Origin of the sequence: Roseomonas sp. CAU 1739 (assembly GCF_039839775.1) — a bacterium.
Taxonomy (GTDB): Bacteria; Pseudomonadota; Alphaproteobacteria; order Acetobacterales; family Acetobacteraceae; genus Neoroseomonas.
In genome coordinates this window covers 37,347-58,056 of record NZ_JBDOQQ010000019.1, presented here as the reverse complement: position 1 = coordinate 58,056, position 20,710 = coordinate 37,347, and the positions used below count along the sequence as shown (strand labels likewise).

At 70.0% G+C, this 20,710-nt stretch carries 22 protein-coding genes; 9 read left to right on the top strand and 13 right to left on the bottom strand.

Annotated elements, in window-relative coordinates:
- Positions 1 to 129: 129 nt before the first annotated feature.
- On the bottom strand, positions 130 to 1,137 hold the full coding sequence (locus AAFN86_RS24540; RefSeq protein ID WP_347546217.1) for a MoxR family ATPase: 1,008 nt from the start codon (positions 1,135 to 1,137) through the stop codon (positions 130 to 132).
- Between the two features lie 188 nt (positions 1,138 to 1,325).
- On the opposite strand from AAFN86_RS24540, the gene AAFN86_RS24535 reads away from it, so the two are divergent.
- The 6 genes from AAFN86_RS24535 to AAFN86_RS24510 all read left to right on the top strand — a co-directional run bounded on the left by AAFN86_RS24535 (position 1,326) and on the right by AAFN86_RS24510 (position 6,311).
- Positions 1,326 to 1,892: a DUF1285 domain-containing protein gene (locus AAFN86_RS24535; RefSeq protein WP_347546216.1), complete on the top strand. Its 567-nt coding sequence runs from the start codon at positions 1,326 to 1,328 to the stop codon at positions 1,890 to 1,892.
- A gap of 76 nt (positions 1,893 to 1,968) precedes the next feature.
- Positions 1,969 to 2,589: a CoA pyrophosphatase gene (locus AAFN86_RS24530; RefSeq protein ID WP_347546215.1), complete on the top strand. Its 621-nt coding sequence runs from the start codon at positions 1,969 to 1,971 to the stop codon at positions 2,587 to 2,589.
- A gap of 152 nt (positions 2,590 to 2,741) precedes the next feature.
- The gene (locus AAFN86_RS24525) at positions 2,742 to 3,248 is read left to right on the top strand and encodes a hypothetical protein (RefSeq protein WP_347546214.1); all 507 of its coding nucleotides are present in this window, start codon (positions 2,742 to 2,744) and stop codon (positions 3,246 to 3,248) included.
- Positions 3,249 to 3,462: 214 nt separating this feature from the next.
- A complete protein-coding gene (locus tag AAFN86_RS24520) occupies positions 3,463 to 4,113 on the top strand; it encodes a LysE family translocator (protein WP_347546213.1) in 651 nt (216 codons plus the stop codon).
- A 92-nt stretch (positions 4,114 to 4,205) separates the two neighbouring features.
- Positions 4,206 to 5,180, top strand: coding sequence for a tripartite tricarboxylate transporter substrate binding protein (locus AAFN86_RS24515; RefSeq protein ID WP_347546212.1), 975 nt, complete (start codon positions 4,206 to 4,208; stop codon positions 5,178 to 5,180).
- Between the two features lie 459 nt (positions 5,181 to 5,639).
- Positions 5,640 to 6,311, top strand: a complete 672-nt coding sequence (locus AAFN86_RS24510) for a tyrosine-protein phosphatase (protein ID WP_347546210.1) — start codon at positions 5,640 to 5,642, stop codon at positions 6,309 to 6,311.
- Here the strand turns inward: AAFN86_RS24510 and AAFN86_RS24505 are convergent.
- From AAFN86_RS24505 to AAFN86_RS24480, 6 genes are all read right to left on the bottom strand, one after another.
- Complete coding sequence (locus AAFN86_RS24505) at positions 6,298 to 6,942, bottom strand: CatB-related O-acetyltransferase (protein WP_347546209.1); 645 nt, start codon at positions 6,940 to 6,942, stop codon at positions 6,298 to 6,300. The genes AAFN86_RS24510 and AAFN86_RS24505 overlap by 14 nt on opposite strands.
- The gene (locus AAFN86_RS24500) at positions 6,939 to 8,090 is read right to left on the bottom strand and encodes an MFS transporter (RefSeq protein ID WP_347546208.1); all 1,152 of its coding nucleotides are present in this window, start codon (positions 8,088 to 8,090) and stop codon (positions 6,939 to 6,941) included. Before AAFN86_RS24500 ends, AAFN86_RS24505 begins: the two co-directional genes overlap by 4 nt.
- A 495-nt stretch (positions 8,091 to 8,585) precedes the next feature.
- Complete coding sequence (locus AAFN86_RS24495; protein ID WP_347546207.1) at positions 8,586 to 10,334, bottom strand: ABC transporter ATP-binding protein; 1,749 nt, start codon at positions 10,332 to 10,334, stop codon at positions 8,586 to 8,588.
- A gap of 321 nt (positions 10,335 to 10,655) precedes the next feature.
- Positions 10,656 to 11,966 carry a CCA tRNA nucleotidyltransferase gene (locus tag AAFN86_RS24490; protein WP_347546206.1) on the bottom strand — a complete coding sequence of 437 codons (1,311 nt, stop codon included), beginning with the start codon at positions 11,964 to 11,966 and terminating at the stop codon, positions 10,656 to 10,658.
- On the bottom strand, positions 11,963 to 12,211 hold the full coding sequence (locus AAFN86_RS24485) for a DUF6111 family protein (RefSeq protein ID WP_347546205.1): 249 nt from the start codon (positions 12,209 to 12,211) through the stop codon (positions 11,963 to 11,965). The genes AAFN86_RS24490 and AAFN86_RS24485 overlap by 4 nt, the downstream gene beginning before the upstream one ends.
- Positions 12,212 to 12,275: 64 nt before the next feature.
- A complete protein-coding gene (locus AAFN86_RS24480) occupies positions 12,276 to 13,004 on the bottom strand; it encodes an aspartate/glutamate racemase family protein (protein WP_347546204.1) in 729 nt (242 codons plus the stop codon).
- 205 nt (positions 13,005 to 13,209) lie between these two features.
- On the opposite strand from AAFN86_RS24480, the gene AAFN86_RS24475 reads away from it, so the two are divergent.
- Positions 13,210 to 13,974, top strand: a complete 765-nt coding sequence (locus AAFN86_RS24475; RefSeq protein ID WP_347546203.1) for a 3-ketoacyl-ACP reductase — start codon at positions 13,210 to 13,212, stop codon at positions 13,972 to 13,974.
- A 156-nt stretch (positions 13,975 to 14,130) separates the two neighbouring features.
- Here AAFN86_RS24475 and AAFN86_RS24470 read toward each other — a convergent pair whose 3' ends face one another.
- On the bottom strand, positions 14,131 to 14,529 hold the full coding sequence (locus AAFN86_RS24470) for a hypothetical protein (RefSeq protein ID WP_347546202.1): 399 nt from the start codon (positions 14,527 to 14,529) through the stop codon (positions 14,131 to 14,133).
- A 112-nt stretch (positions 14,530 to 14,641) separates the two neighbouring features.
- Between AAFN86_RS24470 and AAFN86_RS24465 the strand changes: the two genes are divergently transcribed.
- Entirely contained in the window at positions 14,642 to 15,427 is a 786-nt protein-coding gene (locus AAFN86_RS24465) for a helix-turn-helix transcriptional regulator (protein ID WP_347546201.1), read from the top strand.
- Here AAFN86_RS24465 and AAFN86_RS24460 read toward each other — a convergent pair whose 3' ends face one another.
- Entirely contained in the window at positions 15,428 to 16,210 is a 783-nt protein-coding gene (locus AAFN86_RS24460) for an ion channel (RefSeq protein ID WP_347546200.1), read from the bottom strand.
- Positions 16,211 to 17,110: an NAD(P)-dependent oxidoreductase gene (locus AAFN86_RS24455; protein WP_347546199.1), complete on the bottom strand. Its 900-nt coding sequence runs from the start codon at positions 17,108 to 17,110 to the stop codon at positions 16,211 to 16,213. It lies immediately after the preceding gene.
- Positions 17,111 to 17,215: 105 nt separating this feature from the next.
- On the opposite strand from AAFN86_RS24455, the gene AAFN86_RS24450 reads away from it, so the two are divergent.
- Positions 17,216 to 17,716 (top strand): DUF992 domain-containing protein, encoded by a 501-nt coding sequence (locus tag AAFN86_RS24450; protein WP_347546198.1) that lies wholly within the window; start codon positions 17,216 to 17,218, stop codon positions 17,714 to 17,716.
- A 306-nt stretch (positions 17,717 to 18,022) separates the two neighbouring features.
- Here AAFN86_RS24450 and AAFN86_RS24445 read toward each other — a convergent pair whose 3' ends face one another.
- The 3 genes from AAFN86_RS24445 to AAFN86_RS24435 all read right to left on the bottom strand — a co-directional run bounded on the left by AAFN86_RS24445 (position 18,023) and on the right by AAFN86_RS24435 (position 20,669).
- Entirely contained in the window at positions 18,023 to 18,901 is an 879-nt protein-coding gene (locus AAFN86_RS24445; protein ID WP_347546197.1) for a 3-hydroxybutyryl-CoA dehydrogenase, read from the bottom strand.
- Between the two features lie 92 nt (positions 18,902 to 18,993).
- Positions 18,994 to 19,917, bottom strand: a complete 924-nt coding sequence (locus tag AAFN86_RS24440; RefSeq protein WP_347546195.1) for an FAD-binding protein — start codon at positions 19,915 to 19,917, stop codon at positions 18,994 to 18,996.
- A 2-nt stretch (positions 19,918 to 19,919) separates the two neighbouring features.
- Positions 19,920 to 20,669 carry an electron transfer flavoprotein subunit beta/FixA family protein gene (locus tag AAFN86_RS24435; RefSeq protein ID WP_347546193.1) on the bottom strand — a complete coding sequence of 250 codons (750 nt, stop codon included), beginning with the start codon at positions 20,667 to 20,669 and terminating at the stop codon, positions 19,920 to 19,922.
- Positions 20,670 to 20,710 lie beyond the last annotated feature (41 nt).

Below are 20,710 nucleotides of genomic sequence, written 5' to 3'. Positions count from 1 at the left end.
CACGGGTGGGCCACGCCCCTCCCCGAATTTCCCGACCAGGTATTGGTGTCCAGAGGCCCTTAGGCCTTTGGCGGGGTGAGGTTTGGAGAGGGGCAGAGCCCCTCTCCAACGCGACCCGGGCCCACATCCTCACCCCAGGCTGTCCTTCAGCGCATCGATCACCTCGCTCAGCCGCACGCCGTCCGCGCGGGCCGCGAAGGTCAGCGCCATGCGGTGCCGCAGCACGGGTTCGGCGAGCGCGATCACGTCGTCCACGCTGGGGGCAAGGCGCCCGTCCAGCAGCGCGCGGGCGCGAGTCGCCAGCATCAGCGCCTGGGCCGCGCGCGGTCCCGGCCCCCAGGCCAGGTGCTTGCGTACGGCGTCGAGGCCGGTGGTTTCCGGCCGGGCGCCGCGCACCAGTTTCAGGATGGCCTCGAGCACCTGCTCGCCGACCGGGATGCGGCGGATCAGCGCCTGGGCGGCGATCAGTTCGGCGCCGGTCATGGCCTGGACGGGCTTCGCCTCGCGCGCGCCGGTGGTCGCCAGCAGCATGGCGCGTTCTGCGGCCTCGTCGGGGTAGCCGACCTCGATTTCCAGCAGGAAGCGGTCGAGCTGCGCTTCCGGCAAGGGGTAGGTGCCTTCCTGCTCGATCGGGTTCTGCGTGGCCAGCACATGGAAGGGCGTGGGCAGGGCGTGGATCTCGCCGCCGATCGCCACGCGGTGTTCCTGCATCGCCTGCAGCAGGGCGGATTGCGTGCGGGGGGAGGCGCGGTTGATCTCATCGGCCATCAGCAGCTGGCAGAAGATCGGGCCCTTGATGAAGCGGAAGGCGCGGCGGCCCTGGGCGTCCTCCTCCAGCACTTCCGAGCCCAGGATGTCGGCCGGCATCAGGTCCGGCGTGAACTGCACGCGCCGAGGGTCGAGGCCCAGCACGGTGCCGAGCGTGTCCACCAGCTTGGTCTTGCCGAGCCCCGGCACGCCCACCAGCAGCACATGCCCGCCCGACAGCAGGGTGATCAGCACGCGCTCGATCACCAGTTCCTGCCCGAAGATGACGCGGCCGATCGCGTCCCGCACCCGGGCCAGGCGGGCGCCGAGGGCTTCCACCTCCGCCACCAGGACAGATGGGTCCTGTGTCGTCTCGGCCACTTCACTCATGCGGGCTGGGCTCCCTATATGACGGTTGCGGAGGCGCGCATGCCGATGCGACCACACTGACAATTAGCTCGCATCGGCCACGCTGAGTGCAAGGGCGACGAAATGCAATGACCGTCCAGGGCATGGAAAACACCGTCCAGGGTATGGAATCGAAGCCTGTGGAAACCATCGCAAGCGGAGCAGGATGCGTGCCACGCGGCTGCATGCCGCCGGCCGGCACGGTGCTCGCACGGGCGCGACAGGAATGCGGCGACTACGCCATTCGCATCGGCCGCGACGGCACCTGGTACTACAAGGGCAGCGCGATCCAGCGGAAGCCGTTGGTCTGCCTGTTCTCATCCGTCCTCAAGCGCGGCGATGACGGGTCCTATTGGCTGGAAACCCCGGCCGAGCGTGGGCGGATCGAGGTGGAGGACGCCCCCTTCGTCGCCGTCGAGCTATTCTGGCGCGACTGCGACTGCGGCGGCGGCGTGCCGCAGCAATGCCTGACCTTCCGCACCAACCTCGATGAGATGGTGACCGCCGACGCCGCGCACCCGATCCGTGTGCAACTGTGCCCCACGACCCGGGAACCGAGGCCCTACATCACCGTGCGGCCGGGGCTCGAGGCGCGGATCAGCCGCGCGGTGTTCTACGAACTGGTGGCTCTCGCCGAATCGGAGATGCTGGAAGGCCGCGAGGTGCTCGGCGTCTGGAGCGAGGGGACCTTCTTCCCGATCGACGAGGTGCCGACGCTCGACATGGCGGCGGATTGAATGGGGCCTGATTCGTGCATCGCGTGACGCGCCGCCGGCGATCGGGCCCGCGACGACCGGATGCGAAGGCCATGACGTGAGCGTCACGACATTGCGTATCGACCCCGCCGTCCTGCGGGCGCGGCTGGCCGATCCGGCACGCCTGCCGCGCGACCGGCCCTCGCCCGAGGATGACCTCGACCGCGTCGCGCGCACCGGTGGGCGGACGGTTGACGCCGCGGTGCTGGTGCCGCTTGTCCTGCATGACGATCCGACCGTTCTGTTGACGCTGAGATCCTCGCGGCTGAATTCCCATGCCGGCCAGGTGTCCTTTCCCGGCGGCCGCATGGAGCCCGGCGAGACGCCGGAACAGACCGCGCTGCGCGAGGCGCAGGAGGAAGTCGGCCTCGATCCAGCCATGCCCGAGATCCTTGGCCGCCTGCCGACGCTGCTGACCGGCACCGGCTACCTGGTCACGCCGGTGGTCGCCCTGTTGCGCCCGCCCTTCGCCCTGCTCAGCGATCCGGGGGAGGTCGCCGAGGCGTTCGAATATCCGCTCACGCATCTGCTCGACCCCGCGGCCCCGGAACGGCGGCAGCAGGAATTCCGCGGCCGGATGCGGGAGTTCTGGGTCTGGCCGCATGATCGCCACTACATCTGGGGGGCCACCGCCTCGATGCTGGTGACGCTCTCGGCGGTGTTGCGCGAACAGGCATAGCGCGCTCGCCATCCAGGCGGGCCGATCCTCCGTCCGGCGGGGCATGGCCGACCGTGCGGTTTTCGTGCCGCGCGTCCCAGCCTCGGCCGGCGCCCCTTCCAGCATGCGCCCCCGCGCACTAACTTTGCGGGACAGGAACGGAGGACGCCCCAATGGCCACCAGCATCGCCGCCGAACGCCGCCTGCTGGGCGACGACTTCGCGACCGTTGCCCCGAGCCACTACCCTGCCTTGTCCGAACTTCCGGCGGAGGAGGTGCTGGCGCTCGCCCGCACCCTGCGCGAGCAGCGCAACCGGCTGCGCGGCATGGTGCATGGCAATCGCCGTGCGCGCCGGGGCAAGGGCGAGGCGCGCGCCACCGCCGGCAACGACACGGCCCTCGCGCGCCGCAAGCAGGTCTATGCCGCTGCGCTGAAGCGGGTGAACCATCGGCTCGATGCGTTGCACGGCCAGGCACGCCGCGCCTGGCACGCCGCGGCGCTGCGCGAGGTGCTGGCGCGCAAGCGCGCCGCTGTCGCCCCGCATCCTGGCGCGGGGGATGCGGCGGGGCAGGGCATGCATGCCAAGCCGAGCCGCAAGCGCACCGTTCGCACCGACCCGCGCGAGATTGGCCGCGTCGCCCAATTCGTGCGCAACGCGCAGGCGAAGCGGGACCGCTGATCGCCGGGACGCTGTCCCTCCGGCATCCCATCGGCGCTGCCGCGTCGTGTCGATGGGATGCATCACGGCAAGGCCAGTCGGGGCGCCATCCGCTGGCGCCCCGCGCGGCAGCGGCCATGGCGGGAAACGCGTGGCCTGCCGCCCTACGCAGGCGGCACGGGTGGCCATTCCAGCGCTGGGTATGGCCGGTGAATCCCTGTAGAGCCCCACGGCCATGCCAGAACCGACCCAATTCGCCTTCTTCTTCGCGGCAGCCCTGCTGCTCGCGATCACGCCCGGTCCGGGCATCTTCTACGTCGCGGCGCGCACGCTGGCCGGCGGCCGCGCGGAAGGCGTCGCCTCCAGCTTCGGCACCGGGCTGGGCGGCCTGGTCCACGTCCTTGCGGGCGGCCTGGGCGTTTCGGCGATCGTGCTCGCCAGTGCGGAACTCTTCGCGGCGCTGAAGCTGATCGGGGCCGCCTACCTCGTCTGGATCGGCTTGCGCACCATCCAATCCGCCCGCCGGGACGCCGCGACCGTGCTGCAGGGCGGGCCGGCGGCACCGCCGGTCGGGTCACGGCGCGCCTTTCAAGAAGGCGTGCTGGTCGAGGCGCTGAACCCCAAGACTGCCGCCTTCTTCCTGGCCTTCGTCCCGCAATTCGTGGACCCCGCCCAAGGCCCCGTGGCGCTGCAATTCGTGGTGCTGGGCTTCGTCTCGGTCGGGCTCAATACCCTCGCCGACATCGTGGTCGCCGTCGCGGCAAGCGGCATCCGCGACGGCGCCGCCGCACGCCCCGGCCTGGTCCGCCGCCTGCGGGAGGCGTCGGGCGCCGCGATGATGGCGTTGGGCATCGGCCTGGCCCTGGCGAAGCGCCCGGCGACCTGATCGCCGGACCGCGGCAAAGTGTGCTTCATCTGGCGTTGAAGGCCATTGCGGGATATTGCCCGGCGCAACCATAGACCGGGAGAAACCAACGCATGACCACCCGCCGCACCCTTCTGGCAGTCAGCGCCGGCGTGTTCGCCGCGCCCGCCGTCCATGCCCAGGGCGCCTGGCCGAACCGCCCCGTCCGCGTGATCGTGCCCTGGCCGCCGGGCGGGTCCACCGATGTGCTGGTGCGCCTGTATGCCGAACAGCTTTCGCCGATTCTCGGCCAGCCCTTCGTGGTGGAGAACCGCGCCGGCGCGGGCGGCAACATCGGCCTCGACGCTGTCGCGAAGGCAGCGCCAGACGGCTACACGCTCGGCATCGCCTCGGTCGGCCACCTGTGCATCAACCCGACGCTGTATGCGCGGCTGCCTTATGACCCGGTGAAGGACCTCGCGCCGGTCGGCGTCGCCTGGGACCTGCCCAACGTCGCGGTCGTCGCCGCCGAGAAGAACCCGGCCCGCACGCTCCAGGAATTCATCACCTGGGCGAAGGCCAAGCGCGGCGGCATCACCTATGGCTCGCCCGGCGTTGGCACCACGCCGCATCTGTCGGGCGCGCTGTTCTGCGCGCGCACCGGCATCGAGGGCACCCACGTGCCGTTCCGCGGCGCCGCGCAGACCGTCCCGGCGATGCTGTCGGGCGACGTGGATTTCGCGCTGGACAACCTCGCCTCCTATGTCCCGGTCATCACCGGCGGGCAGATGCGCGCCTTCGGCGTCACCACGCCCGCGCGCTGGCCGACCATGCAGGACATCCCGACCATGGCCGAGGCCGGGCTGCCGGACTTCGTGCTGACCTCCTGGCAGGGCTTCGTGTTCCCCACCGGCACGCCGCCGGCGACCATCGAACGGCTGAGCGGCGCCCTGCGGCAGATCGTCGCGCAGCAGGAGGTGAAGGACCGCTTCCTGCGCGTCGGCGCCCTGGCCGAATGGTCGACGCCGGCCCAGATGACCGAACGCGCCGATCGCGACCGGCCGGCCTGGGTGGAAGCGGTGCGGATTTCCGGCGCGCGCGTCGAGTAGGCAGCGCCGGCGCGCGACGAAGGATGGAGGGGCCTTGCCCCATTGGTGCGAAGTTTGGGCGCCATCGCGCCTCGGAGAGGGGCTTTGCCCCTCTCCGAACCTCACCCCACCAAAGGCTTAAGGCCTTTGGAAACCTCAGTATTGGCGCTGAACACCGCGGCTCGGTGCGGGGAATTTGGGGCCATCCCTGGCGCTGCTCCACCCAGACGTAGTCCCCCACGCAAAGCACCAAAATCCCGCGGTCCAGGAGCCCGCTGGCTCCTGGCGGGGTGGCTTGGAGGGGCAGCGCCCCTCCAATCTGCGCGCTTATGGATCAAGGCGCCTCCAATACACCCACCAAAGGTCCGCTGGCCTTTGATGGGGGCGGTCCGGAGGGACAAAGCCACCACCGGTCCTCTCGTCCCCCCCCTCGGCCCGCCCCCTCAACAAACGCCGTCGAAGGCGCCATAAGCCCAGGCAATGTCCAGCCGCGACCTCACCCTGCCCGGCGCCCGCCGCGCCGCCTGGCTCAATTCGCTGTTCATCGACCACGCCCTGTTGCGCCTCGGCTGGCGCAATTGGGGCGTGGTCGAAAGCGGCCGGCTGTATCGTTCGAACCACCCCACGCCCTGGCAACTGGAACAGGCGGTGCGCCGGCACGGCATCCGCACGGTCGTCAACCTGCGCGGGCATAGGGAGGCTTGCGGCTCGGATGCTCTTGGACGCCAGGCGGCGGCGGCGCTTGGGTTGGACCACATTGACGCGCCGCTGGAATCCCGAGGCGCGCCGCACAAGGACCGCGTGCTGCGCCTGGCCGGCATCTTTGCCCGCATGACCGAACCGGCGCTGATCCATTGCAAGTCCGGCGCCGACCGCACCGGCCTGGCGGCCGGAATCTGGCTGCTGGCGCAGGGGCGGCCGGTCGAACAGGCGCTCGATCAGCTGTCACTGCGCTTCGGCCATGTGGCGGCGGCGCGGACCGGCATCCTGGATGCCTTCTTCCTCGCCTATGCCGCCTTCCAGAAGGCGCAGGGCCCGAAGGCCTTCCTCGACTGGTTGCGTGAGGATTATTCGGAGGACGCCCTGCGGGCATCGTTCCAGAGCACCGCCTGGGCTGACCGGCTGGTGGACGGCGTGCTCAGGCGCGAATGAGTGCTGCGACCCCGCCGGTCGCCAAGGCGGGAACGGCGCGGGCGACGCGTTCCGCGGGCCAGTCCCACCAGGCGATTTCCAGCAGGCGGTCGATGTCGAGCGCGGAGAAGCGCATCTTCATCACCTGCGCCGGATTGCCCGCGACGACGGCATAGGGCGGCACGTCGCGCGTGACGACGGCGCGTGCGCCGATGATGGCGCCATGGCCGATCGTCACCCCCGGCATCACCAGGCATTCGGTGCCGAGCCAGACATCGTGGCCGACCGTGGTCGGTCCGCCGCCGCGCCAGGGATAGTCGTCGAGCGGCAAGGCCTCGGCGAAGGAACCGCCGAGGATGCCGAAGGGGAAGGTCGATGGCCCGGCGATGGCGTGGTTCGCCCCGGGCATCAGGAAGGTGGCGCGATGCGCGATGGCGCAATACGACCCGATCGACAGCGACCCGAAGCCGAAATTGTAGCGCACGCAGCGTTCGAGGAAGCGCAGCGGGTCCTCATGGTCGTGATAGTAGGAATAGGCCCCGGCCGAGACGTTGGTGACGTCGGGATACAGCGTGAGCAGCGGCCGCAGCAGCACCGTGCTGACATCGCCCGGCACCGGATACAGCGTGTCGGGATCGGGCGGGGCGGTCATGCCATCTTCCTCGAGGCCATATGCAGATACGCCGGCACCGCCGCGAGCGCGATGCCCAGGAACCCCACCCCCGCCAGCAGCGGCGCCGCCGGCGCCTGGCTGACGTCGCGCGCCAAACCCGCCAGCGGCGGCAGCGCCGCAAGGGAACCGTAGAACAGCGTGTAGTGTACGCCCATGCCGAAGGCCCGGCTGGGTGCCGACAGCGCGCGGCCCACCATAGCCATCACCAGCGACGCCGGCGGCGCGGCCAGCATCCCGAAGGCCAGCAGCCAGGGCCAGGGCGCCAACCCCGCCACCACCGCCAGCAGGCAGCCCGCCATACCGACCATGCAGGCGACGGTGATCAGGATCGGCCGGCCCATCCGTTCCGCCAACGCGCCGCCCAGCGGCAGCAGCGGCAGGATGCCGAAGCTGACCAGGGCGGTGACGCCGCCGGCCGCCTCCGTCGTCCAGCCGCGCGACACCAGCAGCGCCGGCGTGAAGCCGAGTGCCACAACGAAGGCCGCGTTGTAGAATCCCCAGATCGCGCCTGCCGACAGCAGCGGGCCCCATTCGCTGCGCAGCAGCCCGCCGCGACGAGCCGTCGCGGCGCCGGCGCCATCCCCCTTCGGCAGGGCGAACCACAGCGGCACGAAGGACGCCGCGCAGACGGCCGCCGACAGCCATAGCCCGGCACGCCAATCGGCCCCGAGCAGCGGCAGCACCACCAGCGAAATCCCGATGCCACACGGCCAGGCCACCAGCATCAGCCCCAGCGCGGGCGACAAGGCTGCCCCCGAGAACCGATCCAGCACCATCTTCGCGCAGGCGATCGCCAGCAGCGCGCCGCCGGCACCCGAGACCAGCCGCCCGGCCATCGCCATGCCGAAGCCGCCCGCCAGCGCCAGCGCGACACCCCCCAATGCCATCAGCCCGACGCCCAGCAGCAGCACCGCCCGGTCGCCCAGTCGCGCCATGACGATGCCCGCGGGCAGCGCGATCAGCACGCCCGAGGCCGAATAGGCGCCGATCAGCGTGCCGAGTTGCGCCCAGTCAGCCGCCAGGGAACCGATCAGCAGCGGCCCCAGCGCACCCACGACCTGGAACTGCGCGCCCATGGCGGCACGGGATGCGGCGAGGATGGCGAGTTCGGCCCAGCGGTTGCGCATGGCGGTCGTCAGGCCCCGCGGCGTGGTGCGGAGGTTGGAGGGGCGCCGCCCCTCCAAGCCACCCCGCCAAAGGCCTGGGGCCTTTGGAATGCCATCGCCTGGCGTCTGGCGCGGTTGGCAGGATGACAGGGTGGCGGCGGCTTTGTGCCCAAGGGGCGGTGCAGGATCTGGCCCTGCCGTGCCTCGGACGGACTCCTTGGCGCGGGTGTGGCGGTCAGGTCCGGCGCCTCTGGAAGCCTGGCCCGACACGAGTGGCACGAGGCCGCGCATGCAGCCCGCTGGGAGTCCGCTGCAAACCGGCGCTTCGCGCCCGATGGCCGACGGCATCCCAAGGGCCGCAGCGCGTGGGCGCTAGCAGGAGTCGCGAGTGCAGAGCTCTCCTCCATGGCCCAGCGCCAAAATCGGGCTCCCAAAGGCCTTGAGCCTTTGGCGGGGTGAGGTTCGGAGAGAGGCGGCGCCCCTGTCCGATCATCCGGGCGCATCCGTCCAGCCGCGTCACCCAAACGCCTGCGTCCGCACCAGCCGGGCATACAGCCCGTCCTGTTCCATCAGCGCCGCATGGTCGCCCTGTTCGACCGCGCGCCCCTTGTCCATCACCACGATGCGGTCGGCGTCGCGCACCGTTGCCAGGCGATGGGCGATCACCAGCGTGGTGCGCCCGGCGCGCAACCGCGCCAGGGCCTGCTGGACCAGCGCCTCGTTTTCCGCATCCAGCGCGCTGGTCGCTTCGTCCAGCAGCAGGATGCGCGGGTTGCGCAGCAGCGCGCGGGCGAGGGCGATGCGCTGCCGCTGCCCACCCGACAGCCGCGACCCACCCGGGCCCAGCGGCGTGTCGTAGCCATCCGCCAGCGCAGCGATGAAGTCGTGGGCGGCGGCGGCGCGGGCGGCCTCCTCGACCTGCTCGCGCGTTGCGCCGGGGTGGCCGCAGGCGATGTTGGAGAAGGCGGTGTCGTCGAAGATCGTCGCGTCCTGTCCGACATAGGCGATGGCGTCGCGCAGGGAGGCGAGCGTGACCTGGCGGGTGTCGGCACCGTCGATCAGCACCCAGCCCTCGGTCGCGTCGTACAGCCGCGGCACCAGGGCGATGGCGGTGGATTTCCCCGCACCCGAGGGGCCGACCAGCGCGACGGTCTGCCCTGGCTCGGCGGTGAAGGTCAGGCCCGACAGCGCCGCATCGGGCACGCCGTCATAGGTGAAGCCCACGCCGGCGAAGGCGATGCGCCCGTGCCCGGCGGGCAGTGGCACGGCACCGGGTGCATCGGTGATGTGCCGCGGGATATCGACCACGCCATAGACGCGCGACAGCCCGGCCAGGCCTTCCTGCAGGGCCGAATTCAGCGAGCCCAGCGCGCGGGCGGGGCGCGAGGCGATCAGCAGCGCGGCGACGAAGCCGGTGAACTCGCCCACCGTCCCCGCGCCGGATGCCACCCGCCAGCCGACGAAGACGAGCACGGCCGCGACGGCGAAGCCGCCCAGCGCTTCCAGCATCGGGTCGAGAGAGGCGCGGGTGCGGGCGATGGCGTAGAGGCTCTCCCGCAGCCGGGCGAACAGGCCGGCGGCGCGGGCCTCCTCGGCCGCTTCCAGGCGATAGGCGCGCACGACACGCGCCGCGCCGAAGGATTCAGTGAGTGCCGCGGCCGCCTCGCCGACCCGTTCCTGCATGCCGCCCGAGGCGCGCCGGATGCGCTTGCCGAGCTTGAGGATCGGCAGCACCGCGATCGGGTACAGCAGCCCACCCACCAGCGACATCTGCCAGTCGAGCCACACCATGGACGCAACCAGCCCGATCAGCGTCAGCGCATCGGCGACGGCGTTGATGGATTTGGTCAGCGCCTCGCGGATCAGCGCGGCATCGGTGGTGAAGCGGGCGGCGTGGCGCGCCGGCGCCTCACGCGCCACGGCGGCGAGGTCGGCGCGGGTCAGGGCGCGGAACAGGTCGTTCTGCAACCCTTCGATCACCCGCAGTACCGCCGCCTGGATCGCCACCGACTGGCCGAACTGGGCGATCGCCTTCAGCGAGGTGACGGCGATGATGACGATCGGCACCAGCCATAGCCAATCGTGCCGGCCTTCGGTGTAGCGGTCGAAGGATTGCTGGATGACCACCGGATACAGCGCCGTGGTGGCCGCCACGCCCAGGGTGCAGGCCAGCGCGATGAGGATGCCGCGCCGATGCCCCGCCACATGGTCGCGCCAGAGTCGGAGCAGCAGGGCGCGGGCAGAGGTGTCCAGGGCTTTGGCCATGGTCGCGGGATAGAGCAGATCCCGTTCGGGCGAAATCACCCCGCGGGAGGCGACGGCAGGTCGGGGGAGAGAACTCCCCCGATCCCCCTCCTTTTTCTGTCCAATGGAGACTGACCGCCGGGGCCGGCGCCAAGGGCCAAAAAACGGAGGGGGATTCGGGGGAGGTGTTCCTCCCCCGCCTTCCTGCCCGCGCGGCCGCAATGCGGATGGCGGCTGCACCGGCCGACGCCGGATGGTCACGGATAGGGTCTTGAAACCTTCCGAGCCGTCATGCTAGTTCTCGTTTCGTTCCGGTGAAGGCGGCGGGGCCGGATCCCCCACTCATCCCCCGAGTGCGGCCCCGCCGCCGACTTCCGGCAGGCGCCGGCGCAGTTCGGCGAGGCAGGCGTCGCGGTCATCATCGCAGCCGCGGGCAATCCACCAGGATCGCACCTGCTCAAGCACCTCGCCGATCGCCGGTCCGGGCGGCAGGCCCAGTGCGAGGGCATCGCGCCCCGCGATCGGGAATTCCGGCACGGGTTCGGCGTCGATGCGCCGGCGCAGCGCCGACCAGGCATCCGCGTCACCCGACCAGGCATCCGGCACAAACCAGTCCTCTCGCGGCAGCGCCTGGGCGAGCCAGGATCGGTCGCGCAGCAGCGCCTTGGCGTAGGTGCCGCGCCACTGCCGATCCGCCTGTGCCAGCACGCGCCGCAAGGCCGGGCCCGGCAGATTGGGCGCGACCCGGAACATGTTGGGCGCCTCGCCCTCGAAGCCGCCAAGAAGCGCCTCTAGCAGCGCGATCTCCGTGCCGGAGAAGCGCAGGCGGCGAGACAGTAGCCCGCCGGCCCGCGCCATCGCGGCCTGGTCGGTGTGGATCAGCATCCCGGCCAGCCGCAGCAATGGCTCCGCCGGCGCGCCGATCGTGACGAGCCGCGGCAGGAGGCCCGGCGGCCGCGCCTCCGGCAGCACGGCGCCGAGGACCCCGGTCCGAGCCATCAACGCCATCGCCTCCAGCGGATCAGGCACCGCCAGGATGCGCTTTAACTCCATCCACACCCGCTCGACGGACAACCGCGCAAGCCCTGGCACGGCCCGGCGGATCGCCGCCACCGCCGCCGCATCCGGCGCGCCCCGGCCATACCGTGCCTGGAAGCGGAAGAAGCGCAGCGCGCGCAGGTAGTCCTCGGCAAGCCGCGTATCGGCATCGCCGACGAAGCGCACCAGCCCGGCGGCGAGATCCGCCCGGCCGCCGAAATAGTCGAACAGCGCGCCATCCGGTGCCATCGACATGGCGTTGATGGTGAAGTCGCGCCGCGCCGCGTCTTCCCGCCAATCCGTGGTCCATTCCACCACCGCGTGGCGGCCATCGGTGATCACGTCGTGGCGCAGCGCGGTCACCTCGACCGGCAGGTGGTCCTTCACCGCCGTCACCGTGCCGTGGGCGAGGCCGGTCTCGAAAACCTTCAGCCCGGCAGCGCGCAGGCGCTCGACGATTTCCTCCGGCGGGAAGGGGGCTGCGACATCGACATCGGCCGATTCCCGCCCGGCCAGCGCATCCCGCACGCAGCCGCCCACCGCCCGCGCGCCGGGCAGCGCGGCCAGCACCGCGGCGACCGCCGGCAGGTCAAGGAAGTGCGGCCGATCCTTCACCGATGCGGCTCTGCGTGGCCAGGTTCGATGCGATCGCCTTCCAGATGCGCGGGCACATAGGTGCTGCCGGGCGCGATGCTGCGCGACTCGCCGTACCAAAGGCCGCCACCGATCGTCAGCACGACCCCCATCGCCGCGAGGACCAGCAGGATGGTGCTCGGTTCCGTTTGCGGGTTCATCCGTCGCCACAGGCCATAGGCGGCGAAGGGCAGCAGGAACAGCAGCGTTTCGACCAGATAGGGCATGCGACTCCGTGGTGCGCGCCGGGGCTCCGGTCCCCGGTGCCGTAAGCGTAGCGCGGATGGCGCGTCAGCGCGCCGCGTACAATGCGGCGACCCCCGGCGCGAAGCCGGTCAGGGCGCGCGGGCGATGCGGGCGCGGATGGCGCGGCATCAGGCCCGCCATGGCCTCGGCCAGCCGCACGGCCGCCTGGGTGCCATCGACCAGCGGCACGGCCACGCGCGGCTGCAACTGCGGCGCCAGGCCCGCGAGCGGTCCGCCGGCGAGGATGATGGCCTCCGCCCCATCCTGGTCCACGCTCTCGGCGCATAGCCCGGCGAGCAGTTCCAGCCGGTCCTCCGCCACCGTGCCGGGGTCGCCGCTGAAGGCCGGGCCCATGCGGAAGCCGGCACAGCGCGCCGCGAGGCCGTGATGGGCCAGGCATTCCCCGAACATCGGCCGCAGCGCGGCGGTGAAGGACACGACACCGAAGCGCCGGCCAAGCATCGCCGCGGCATGGAAGGCGGCCTCGCTGATGCCGAGCACCGGCACCTCGAGCAATTCCTTCGCTGCATCCAGCCCCGGATCGCCGAAGCAGGCGATCACGGCGGCATCGTAGTCGCCGCGATGGGCCGCCAGCGCGGCGAGCGTCGCCGGCCCCGCAACCAACCAATCCGCACGCGTGACAATCAGCGGCAGGCCGAAGGGGGCGCTGACGGCGGTAATTTCGGTACCCGGCGAAGCCACCGCGCGCGCCGCTGCGCCAATGCGATCAGTTACTGACGGCGTTGTATTCGAGTTGACGACGAGGATCCGCATTGCAGGTTCCGCCTTGTTGCACCGCACACCTACCCCGTTGACCCGGAGTGGTCGTGGATAGTGTCATGCGTTTGCTTAGTTCGGGGCAACGTCCAGGAAACGGCGCCGGTCAACGGTGACAGGCCCGCTCCGCCGAAAGGTGGAGCGGGCCTTGTGTTGACCGGGGGGCGCATCGCCCCGCGCCGTCGCATCAAGGGGGAAATCGATGAAGCCAGCCGCACTCGTCACCGGCGCGCGGCGCGGGATTGGGCGCGCCAGCTGCGTCGCCCTGGCGCAGAAGGGGTTCGACATCGTCGGCGCCGATATCTCCGCCGAAGGTGCGGAGGATACCCGCGCCGCCGTCGAGGCCGCCGGCGGCCGCTTCACCTTCATCCCCGCCGATGTCGGCGACACCGCCGCGCATGGCGCGCTGCTGGACGCCGCCTGGGCTGCCTATGGCGGGCTGGAATGTCTCGCCAATGTCGCCGGCGTGCAGGTGCAGACCCGCCAGGACATGCTGGAGACGACACCCGAATCCTGGGACCGGTTGCTGGATGTGAACACCCGCGGCGTGTTCTTCCTCAGCCAGGGCATGGCGAAGCGAATGATCGCCGAAGGCGCGCCGGTGCGCGGGCATCGCTCGCTGGTGTTCATCTCCTCGATCAATTCGGTGATGGCGTCGTTGAACCGGGCCGAATACTGCGTGTCCAAGGCGGGGGTGACGATGCTGGCGAAACTGTTCGCCATGCGCCTGGCACCCCACGGCATCAACACCTACGACATCCAGCCGGGCGTGATCCGCACCGACATGACGCGCGGCGTCTGGGACAAGTATGGCGCGCAGATCGAGGCCGGGCTGACCCCGATCCGCCGCTGGGGTGAGGCCGAGGATATCGGCGGCGCGGTGGCGACGCTGGCCTCGGGCGCGATCCCGTATTCGACGGGGCATTCCTTCCCGGTCGATGGCGGGATGCTGGTGCCGCGCTTCTGAAGGCGGGCACGGTCCATCTGCATTGAGACGGGCGAGCGGGCAGGGACGTTGCCCGACTCACTTCAGGCCTTTGGCGGGGTGGCCTGGAGGGGCAAGGCCCCTCCAACCTGCAGCCATGAACCAGTGTGCATGGCGCGGTGTCCCTGCCGACATGCGCTACGCTGCGCCTGGCGCACGCCGCAGCGCAACGATGTACAGTTCCGCGAACACCCCCACGGCCACCGCCTGCACGGCCAGCAGCGCGATGCCCCAGCCATTCGGCGCGATGAAGCCGAGCATCGGCAAGGCGGCGCATTCCACCGCCCAGAGCAGGTTGCCGGTCACCAGCAGCCACAGCATGGGGCGCGGCACGGTGCAGCGTGCGGCCAGCCAGGCGATCACCGCCGCATAGGCCAGCAGGAACAGCCCAGCGGCCTGCAACAGCCCCTCGGGCAGGGCTGTGAACGACCCGATCGCCGCAGGTGCTGCGACGAAGGCGAGGCCTATCGCGCCGCTCGCCACCGCATCCGCGGTCAGGGCGAGAAACAGGAAAGGGGTCTGGGGAAGCATCGGCATCGGTCTGTCTCCTTCGGCTCCGATGCCGAGCGTGATCGCCGATGCGGCGCGGCGATGCGATTACCTCGGAGGTCATCGGAACGGCGCATCACGCAGGGATAGGATGCCGAGCATGACGACCATCGGACCCCTGCTGAAGGAATGGCGCCAGCGCCGGCGCCTCAGCCAACTCGACCTGGCACTCGATGCCGAGATCTCCCAGCGCCATCTCTCCTTCGTGGAATCGGGCCGCGCGCGGCCGAGCCGGGAGATGGTGCTGCGCCTCGCCGAGCGCCTGACCGTGCCGCTGCGCGCGCGCAACGCGTTGCTCGTTGCCGCCGGCCACGCACCGGAATACGCCGAACGCGGCATCGACGACCCGGCGTTGGGGCCGGCGATGGAGGCGGTGCGGATGATCCTGTCGGGGCATGAACCCTGGCCCGCCTTGGCCGTCGATCGGCACTGGAACCTGCTGGCGGCGAACGGCATGGCGATGCGGCTCATGGATGGTGTCGATGCGGCGCTGTTCGGCCCACCGGCGAATGTGCTGCGGGTCAGCCTGCATCCCGCCGGCCTCGCGCCGCGCATCGCCAATCTGCGTGCCTGGAAGACGCATGTGATGGACCGGCTGAAGCGCGATGCCGATGCCTCGGCCGATCCGGGGCTGGATGCGCTGCTGGCGGAGATTGCACGCTATCCGGCTGGGCCGGACGCCGCGCCGACCTCGGCGGAACGTGAGCGCGGGCTGATCGCCACGCCGTTGCGGCTTCGCGTGGCGGGCGGAGAACTCGCCTTGATCAGCACCACCACGGTGTTCGGCACGGCGACCGATGTGACACTCGCCGAGATCACGTTGGAATCCTTCTTCCCGGCCGATGGGGAGACCGCGGCAGCGCTGCGCGCCATGGCGGCGGCGTGATCAGTCGAGCCCTTCGTCCGGGATGTTCAGCAGCGCGCCGCAGGCCTTGCAGTGCACGGCATCGGGTTCGTGCCGTTGCAAGCCGCAGGATGTGCAGGTGAAGCGCACCTTGGCCGGACGGAACAGCGCCTGCGCCAGGCGCAGGAACAGCGTGACGCCTGCCAGCATGATGATGACCGACAGCAGCCGCCCCGTCGTGCCCGGCAGTGTGATGTCGCCGAACCCCGTCGTCGTCAGCGCCGTGACGGTGAAATACAGCGCATCGGCATAGTGCGCGATGTGCGGGTTGTGGGCGTGCTGCGTTTCATAGACCAGCGCGGTCATGATGAAGATGAAGACGCCGAGATGCGTCGCCGCGAGGATTGCTTCCTCATTGCGTCGGAAGAAGGCGAAGTCCTCACGCAGCGTGCCCAGCATCCGGTAGGAATGGAGCAGCCTCAGCGTGCGCATCACCCGCAGGAAACCCAGCCCCTCCCCGGCGAGTGGAGCGAGGAAGGAGGCGATGGCGATCATGTCGGCCAGCGAGGCGAGGCGCAGCGCCTCCCGCCACGGTCGGCGGCTGCTGGCCACCCGTGCTGCGAATTCCACTGCCAGCACGATGCCGATCAGGATGTCGATGACGACGATCGCCATGTTGCGCTCGACGAAGGACGTCACGATGACAAAGAGGATCGTCGCGAAGTCGAGCCCCAGCACCGCGTAGCGGAACCGGCGGCATTCCGGCGCGAAGCCATTGTAGAAATGGTGCAGCCGCGCCCGCAGCTGGGTGGCCCGCGAAGGCATTCAGTCCTTCAGCCCCGAGAGCTCCGCCACCAGCGCGCCGAGCGAGGCGCAATCATCCCCGCCGCGCCCCGAATTCACCACCGCTTCCATCATCTGCGCGGCGAGCGCGGTCGATGGCGCGAAGACGCCGTTGTCGCGTACCGCGCCGAGTGCGAGGCGGATGTCCTTGCGCATAAGCTCCGCCCGGAAACCCGGCTTGAAGTTGCGGTCGAGCATGCGCTTGGCGTGGTTCTCCATCACGAAGGACCGCGCGGAGCCGCCCAGCAGCGCCTGGCGCATCAGCGCTGGGTCGAGCCCGGCCTTGCGGCCCATGGTCAGGGCCTCGGCCACCGCCTGCATCGCCGCGACGATGATGAGCTGGTTGCCGGATTTGCAGATCTGCCCCGACCCCGCCGGGCCGAGCAGCGTGATGGTCTTGCCGACCGCGTCGAACACCGCCCGCGCGGCGGAAAACCCGGCATCCGCACCGCCGACCATGCAGGTCAGCGTGCCGTCGATCGCGCCTTGCGGGCCGCCGGAAACCGGGCTGTCGAGCAGGATGACGCCGCGTTCGGCCATGCGTGCGGCAAAGGCGGCGGATGACGCGGCAGCGATGGTCGAGAAGTCGATCACCACGGTGCCCGGGGCCGCGCCATGCACGACGCCGTCATCGCCGAACAGCACGGTTTCGACATCCGGCGTATCGGGCACGCACAGGCAGACGCAGCCCGCGCCATCGGCGGCGTCCTGCGCGGTCGGCGCCCATTCCGCGCCGGCGGCGATCAGCGGTTCGGCCTTGGCCTTGCTGCGGTTGCTGACGGTCACCGGGAAGCCGGCCTTCATGATGTTCGCGGCCATTGCGGCGCCCATCACACCCATGCCGATGAAGGCGATCCGGGCCGGCGGGGTGATCGGGATCATGGGCGTCGGTCCTTCCCAGCGATGATGGGTGAAACCATGGCGTGCCTGCGGCGTTGCGCCAAGGCAGGGCATCGGCCCGCGATCATCGAGAGAGGCAACATCATCATGCGTCACATCGGCACCCGGCTCGGCGCCCTGCTCGGTCTCGGCATTCTGGCCGCGACCCCGGCCTTCGCGCAGACCCAACAGCCGCCGGACCTGACCGGCCATGTCCGCGTCGGCACGCTGCGCTGCGACGTCGCCGCCGGCACCAGCTTCATCTTCGGTTCGACCCGCGAGGTGCAGTGCATCTTCACCGGCCAGGGCGGCAGGACCGAGCGCTACACCGGCGAGATCAGCCGCTACGGCGTCGATGTCGGCTTCACCGGCGCGGCCGTCATGCTGTGGGGCGTGATGGCGAGCACGGGCGACGTCGCCCCGGGTTCGCTGGCCGGCACCTTCGGCGGTGTTTCGGCAGCCGTGACGGCCGGCGTCGGCGGCGCGGCGAACGTGCTGGTGGGCGGTTCCAATCGCGGCATCGCCCTGCAGCCGGTCAGCGTGGAAGGCAATACCGGGCTGAACATCGCGCTCGGCGTGGGCGAGTTGAAGCTAGTCGCGGCGCGCTGACGGGGCGGGCCGAAGGGACCGGAGAGGGCTTTGCTCCCTCCGGACCTCCCCCACCAAAGGCCAGTGGGCCTTTGGAAACCGTCACTTGGCACTGGGCGGATGGGCCTGTCCCGTAGCTGCTATTCGCTCTGGGCACGGGAGCGCTTTCGGGCACTGCTTGCACCGCTGATGCCCCATGCCAGGTAATGGTTTCCAAAGGCCCACTGGCCTTTGGCGGGGTGGCTTGGAGGGGCAGCGCCCCTCCAACCTTCAATCCAAGCGCGTCGGGGAAACTCCCCTCCTCGTGCAGCGAACCGACCCGACCTGCTACCGCGTCGGCGTCGGCGGTTTGGTCGAGTAATCGTAGAATCCGCGCCCCGACTTCCGCCCGAGCCAGCCTGCCTCGACATACTTCGCCAGCAGCGGAGACGGCCGGTACTTCGGATCGCCGATCCCTTCATGCAGCACCTTCATCACGCTCAGCAGCGTGTCGAGACCCACGAAATCGGCCAGCTCCAGCGGCCCCATCGGGTGGTTCGCGCCGAGCTTCATGCCGTCATCGATGGCACGGACGTCGCCGACGCCTTCCATCAGCGCCTGGATCGCCTCGTTCAGCATGGGGCAGAGCACGCGGTTGACCACGAAGCCCGGCCAATCCTGCGCGAGCACCGGCGTCTTGCCGAGCTTCACCGCCAGCGCCTCGACCTCGGCGTAGGTCGCATCATCGGTGGCGAGGCCACGGATGATCTCGACCAGCTTCATCATTGGCACGGGGTTGAAGAAATGCATGCCGATGAAACGGCCCGGACGGTCGGTCGCGGCAGCCAGGCGCGTGATCGGGATCGACGATGTATTCGACGCCAGGATCGCATTCGCCTTCAGCTTCGGCAGCAGCGCGTCGTAGATCTTGCGCTTCAAGCCCTCATTCTCGGTCGCGGCCTCGATGACGATGTCGCAATCGCCGAAGGCGTCGTTGGTGGTGACCGTGGTGATGCGGCCAAGCGCTGCCGTCTTGTCGTCGGCGGTGATGATCGACTTCTTCACCTGCCGGTCCATGTTGCCGGACATGGTGGTGAGCGCCTTGTCGAGCGCGGCCTGCTGCACATCCATCAGCACCACCGGCAGGCCGGCAAGTGCGGCGACATGGGCGATGCCGTTGCCCATCAGACCGGCGCCGATGACACCGACCTTCGCGATTTCAGCCATGGGACCTCCTCAGAACGACAAAGGGGGAGAAGCGAACTTCTCCCCCCGATGGACCGATTGTGCGCCGCGCGGAAAGCCCGGCGGCCGCGACATCACTTGGACAGTTCGGCTTCCAGTTCCGGCACCGCCTTGAACAGATCCGCCACCAGGCCGTAGTCGGCGACCTGGAAGATCGGCGCCTCCTCGTCCTTGTTGATGGCGACGATGACCTTGCTGTCCTTCATCCCCGCCAGGTGCTGGATGGCGCCCGAGATGCCGACGGCGATGTACAGTTCCGGTGCGACGATCTTGCCGGTCTGGCCGACCTGCATGTCGTTCGGCGCATAGCCGGCATCGACCGCGGCGCGCGACGCACCGACGGCGGCACCGAGAATGTCTGCCACCTTCTCGATGATGTGGAAGTTCTCGGAGGAGGCCATGGCACGGCCGCCGGAAATCACGATCCGCGCGGCGGTCAGTTCCGGCCGCTCGGACTTCACGATCTCCGCGCCCAGGAAGGTGGACAGCCCGGGATCGGCGGCGGACGGCGCGGCTTCCACCGAAGCGGCGCCACCCTCGGCCGGCGCGGGGTCGAAGGACGCCGCGCGCACCGTGATGACCTTCTTCGCATCGGCCGACTTCACCGTCGCCATTGCATTGCCCGCATAGATCGGGCGCACGAAGGTATCGGCATCGACCACGCCGGAGATGTCGGACAGGATCTGCACGTCGAGCAACGCGGCGACACGCGGCATCACGTTCTTGCCGGATGCCGACGCCGGCGCGAGCAGGTGCGAATAGCCCGGCGCCATCGACACCAGCAGCGCGGCGAGCGGCTCGGCCAGCACCGGCGCTTCCGCACCGGTCAGCACCTTGGCCACGCCGGCGATCTTCGCGGCGGCGGGTGCGGCTGCGGCCGCACCTTCGCCGACCAGCAGCACATGAACCTCACCGAGCGGCGCGGCGGCCGCGACGGTGCTGCGCGTGGGCTGGGTGATGCCGCCATCCTTGTGGTCGGCGAGAACGAGCACGGCCATGGTCAGATCACCTTCGCTTCGGTGCGCAGCTTCTCGACGAGTTCGGCGACCGAGGCCACCTTCTTGCCCGCCACGCGCTTGGGCGGTTCCTCGACCTTCAGCACCGTCAGGCGCGGCGTGACATCGACGCCGAGATCGGCCGGCTTCACCGTCTCGATCGGCTTCTTGCGCGCCTTCATGATGTTCGGCAGCGACGCGTAGCGCGGCTCGTTCAGCCGCAGGTCCGTCGTCACGATCGCCGGCAGCTTGAGCGAGACGGTCTCAAGCCCGCCATCGACCTCGCGCGTGACCTTCAGGGTCTCGCCGTCCTTCTCGATCTTGGAGGCGAAGGTGCCCTGCGCCCAGCCAAGCAGCGCAGCCAGCATCTGGCCGGTGGCGTTCATGTCGTCGTCGATCGCCTGCTTGCCGAGGATGACCAGCGTCGGGCCTTCCTTGTCGGCGATCGCCTTGAGCAGCTTGGCCACCGCGAGCGGCTCCAGCACGCCATCATGCTCGACCAGGATGCCGCGGTCCGCGCCCATTGCGAGCGCGGTGCGGATCTGTTCCTGCGCGGCGCTCGGGCCGGCGGACACGGCGATGATCTCGGTCGCGACGCCCTTTTCCTTGAGGCGCACGGCTTCTTCCACCGCGATCTCGTCAAAGGGGTTCATGGACATCTTGACGTTGGCGGTCTCGACGCCCGTGCCGTCCGCCTTGACGCGGACCTTCACGTTGTAATCGACCACCCGCTTGACGGGGACGAGGACCTTCATCGTTTGACCGTGTGCCTTCTTGGATTGGAACAGGAAAACCG

What these genes read in the sequence shown, in the direction of transcription:
- AAFN86_RS24540 (WP_347546217.1), bottom strand. Translation starts at nt 1,137, where the DNA reads ATGAGTGAAGTGGCCGAGACGACACAGGACCCATCTGTCCTGGTGGCG.
- AAFN86_RS24525 (WP_347546214.1), top strand. Translation starts at nt 2,742, where the DNA reads ATGGCCACCAGCATCGCCGCCGAACGCCGCCTGCTGGGCGACGACTTC.
- AAFN86_RS24520 (WP_347546213.1), top strand. Translation starts at nt 3,463, where the DNA reads ATGCCAGAACCGACCCAATTCGCCTTCTTCTTCGCGGCAGCCCTGCTG.
- AAFN86_RS24515 (WP_347546212.1), top strand. Translation starts at nt 4,206, where the DNA reads ATGACCACCCGCCGCACCCTTCTGGCAGTCAGCGCCGGCGTGTTCGCC.
- AAFN86_RS24510 (WP_347546210.1), top strand. Translation starts at nt 5,640, where the DNA reads ATGTCCAGCCGCGACCTCACCCTGCCCGGCGCCCGCCGCGCCGCCTGG.
- AAFN86_RS24505 (WP_347546209.1), bottom strand. Translation starts at nt 6,942, where the DNA reads ATGACCGCCCCGCCCGATCCCGACACGCTGTATCCGGTGCCGGGCGAT.
- AAFN86_RS24500 (WP_347546208.1), bottom strand. Translation starts at nt 8,090, where the DNA reads ATGCGCAACCGCTGGGCCGAACTCGCCATCCTCGCCGCATCCCGTGCC.
- AAFN86_RS24495 (WP_347546207.1), bottom strand. Translation starts at nt 10,334, where the DNA reads ATGGCCAAAGCCCTGGACACCTCTGCCCGCGCCCTGCTGCTCCGACTC.
- AAFN86_RS24485 (WP_347546205.1), bottom strand. Translation starts at nt 12,211, where the DNA reads ATGCCCTATCTGGTCGAAACGCTGCTGTTCCTGCTGCCCTTCGCCGCC.
- AAFN86_RS24480 (WP_347546204.1), bottom strand. Translation starts at nt 13,004, where the DNA reads ATGCGGATCCTCGTCGTCAACTCGAATACAACGCCGTCAGTAACTGAT.
- AAFN86_RS24475 (WP_347546203.1), top strand. Translation starts at nt 13,210, where the DNA reads ATGAAGCCAGCCGCACTCGTCACCGGCGCGCGGCGCGGGATTGGGCGC.
- AAFN86_RS24470 (WP_347546202.1), bottom strand. Translation starts at nt 14,529, where the DNA reads ATGCCGATGCTTCCCCAGACCCCTTTCCTGTTTCTCGCCCTGACCGCG.
- AAFN86_RS24465 (WP_347546201.1), top strand. Translation starts at nt 14,642, where the DNA reads ATGACGACCATCGGACCCCTGCTGAAGGAATGGCGCCAGCGCCGGCGC.
- AAFN86_RS24460 (WP_347546200.1), bottom strand. Translation starts at nt 16,210, where the DNA reads ATGCCTTCGCGGGCCACCCAGCTGCGGGCGCGGCTGCACCATTTCTAC.
- AAFN86_RS24455 (WP_347546199.1), bottom strand. Translation starts at nt 17,110, where the DNA reads ATGATCCCGATCACCCCGCCGGCCCGGATCGCCTTCATCGGCATGGGT.
- AAFN86_RS24450 (WP_347546198.1), top strand. Translation starts at nt 17,216, where the DNA reads ATGCGTCACATCGGCACCCGGCTCGGCGCCCTGCTCGGTCTCGGCATT.
- AAFN86_RS24445 (WP_347546197.1), bottom strand. Translation starts at nt 18,901, where the DNA reads ATGGCTGAAATCGCGAAGGTCGGTGTCATCGGCGCCGGTCTGATGGGC.
- AAFN86_RS24440 (WP_347546195.1), bottom strand. Translation starts at nt 19,917, where the DNA reads ATGGCCGTGCTCGTTCTCGCCGACCACAAGGATGGCGGCATCACCCAG.
- AAFN86_RS24435 (WP_347546193.1), bottom strand. Translation starts at nt 20,669, where the DNA reads ATGAAGGTCCTCGTCCCCGTCAAGCGGGTGGTCGATTACAACGTGAAG.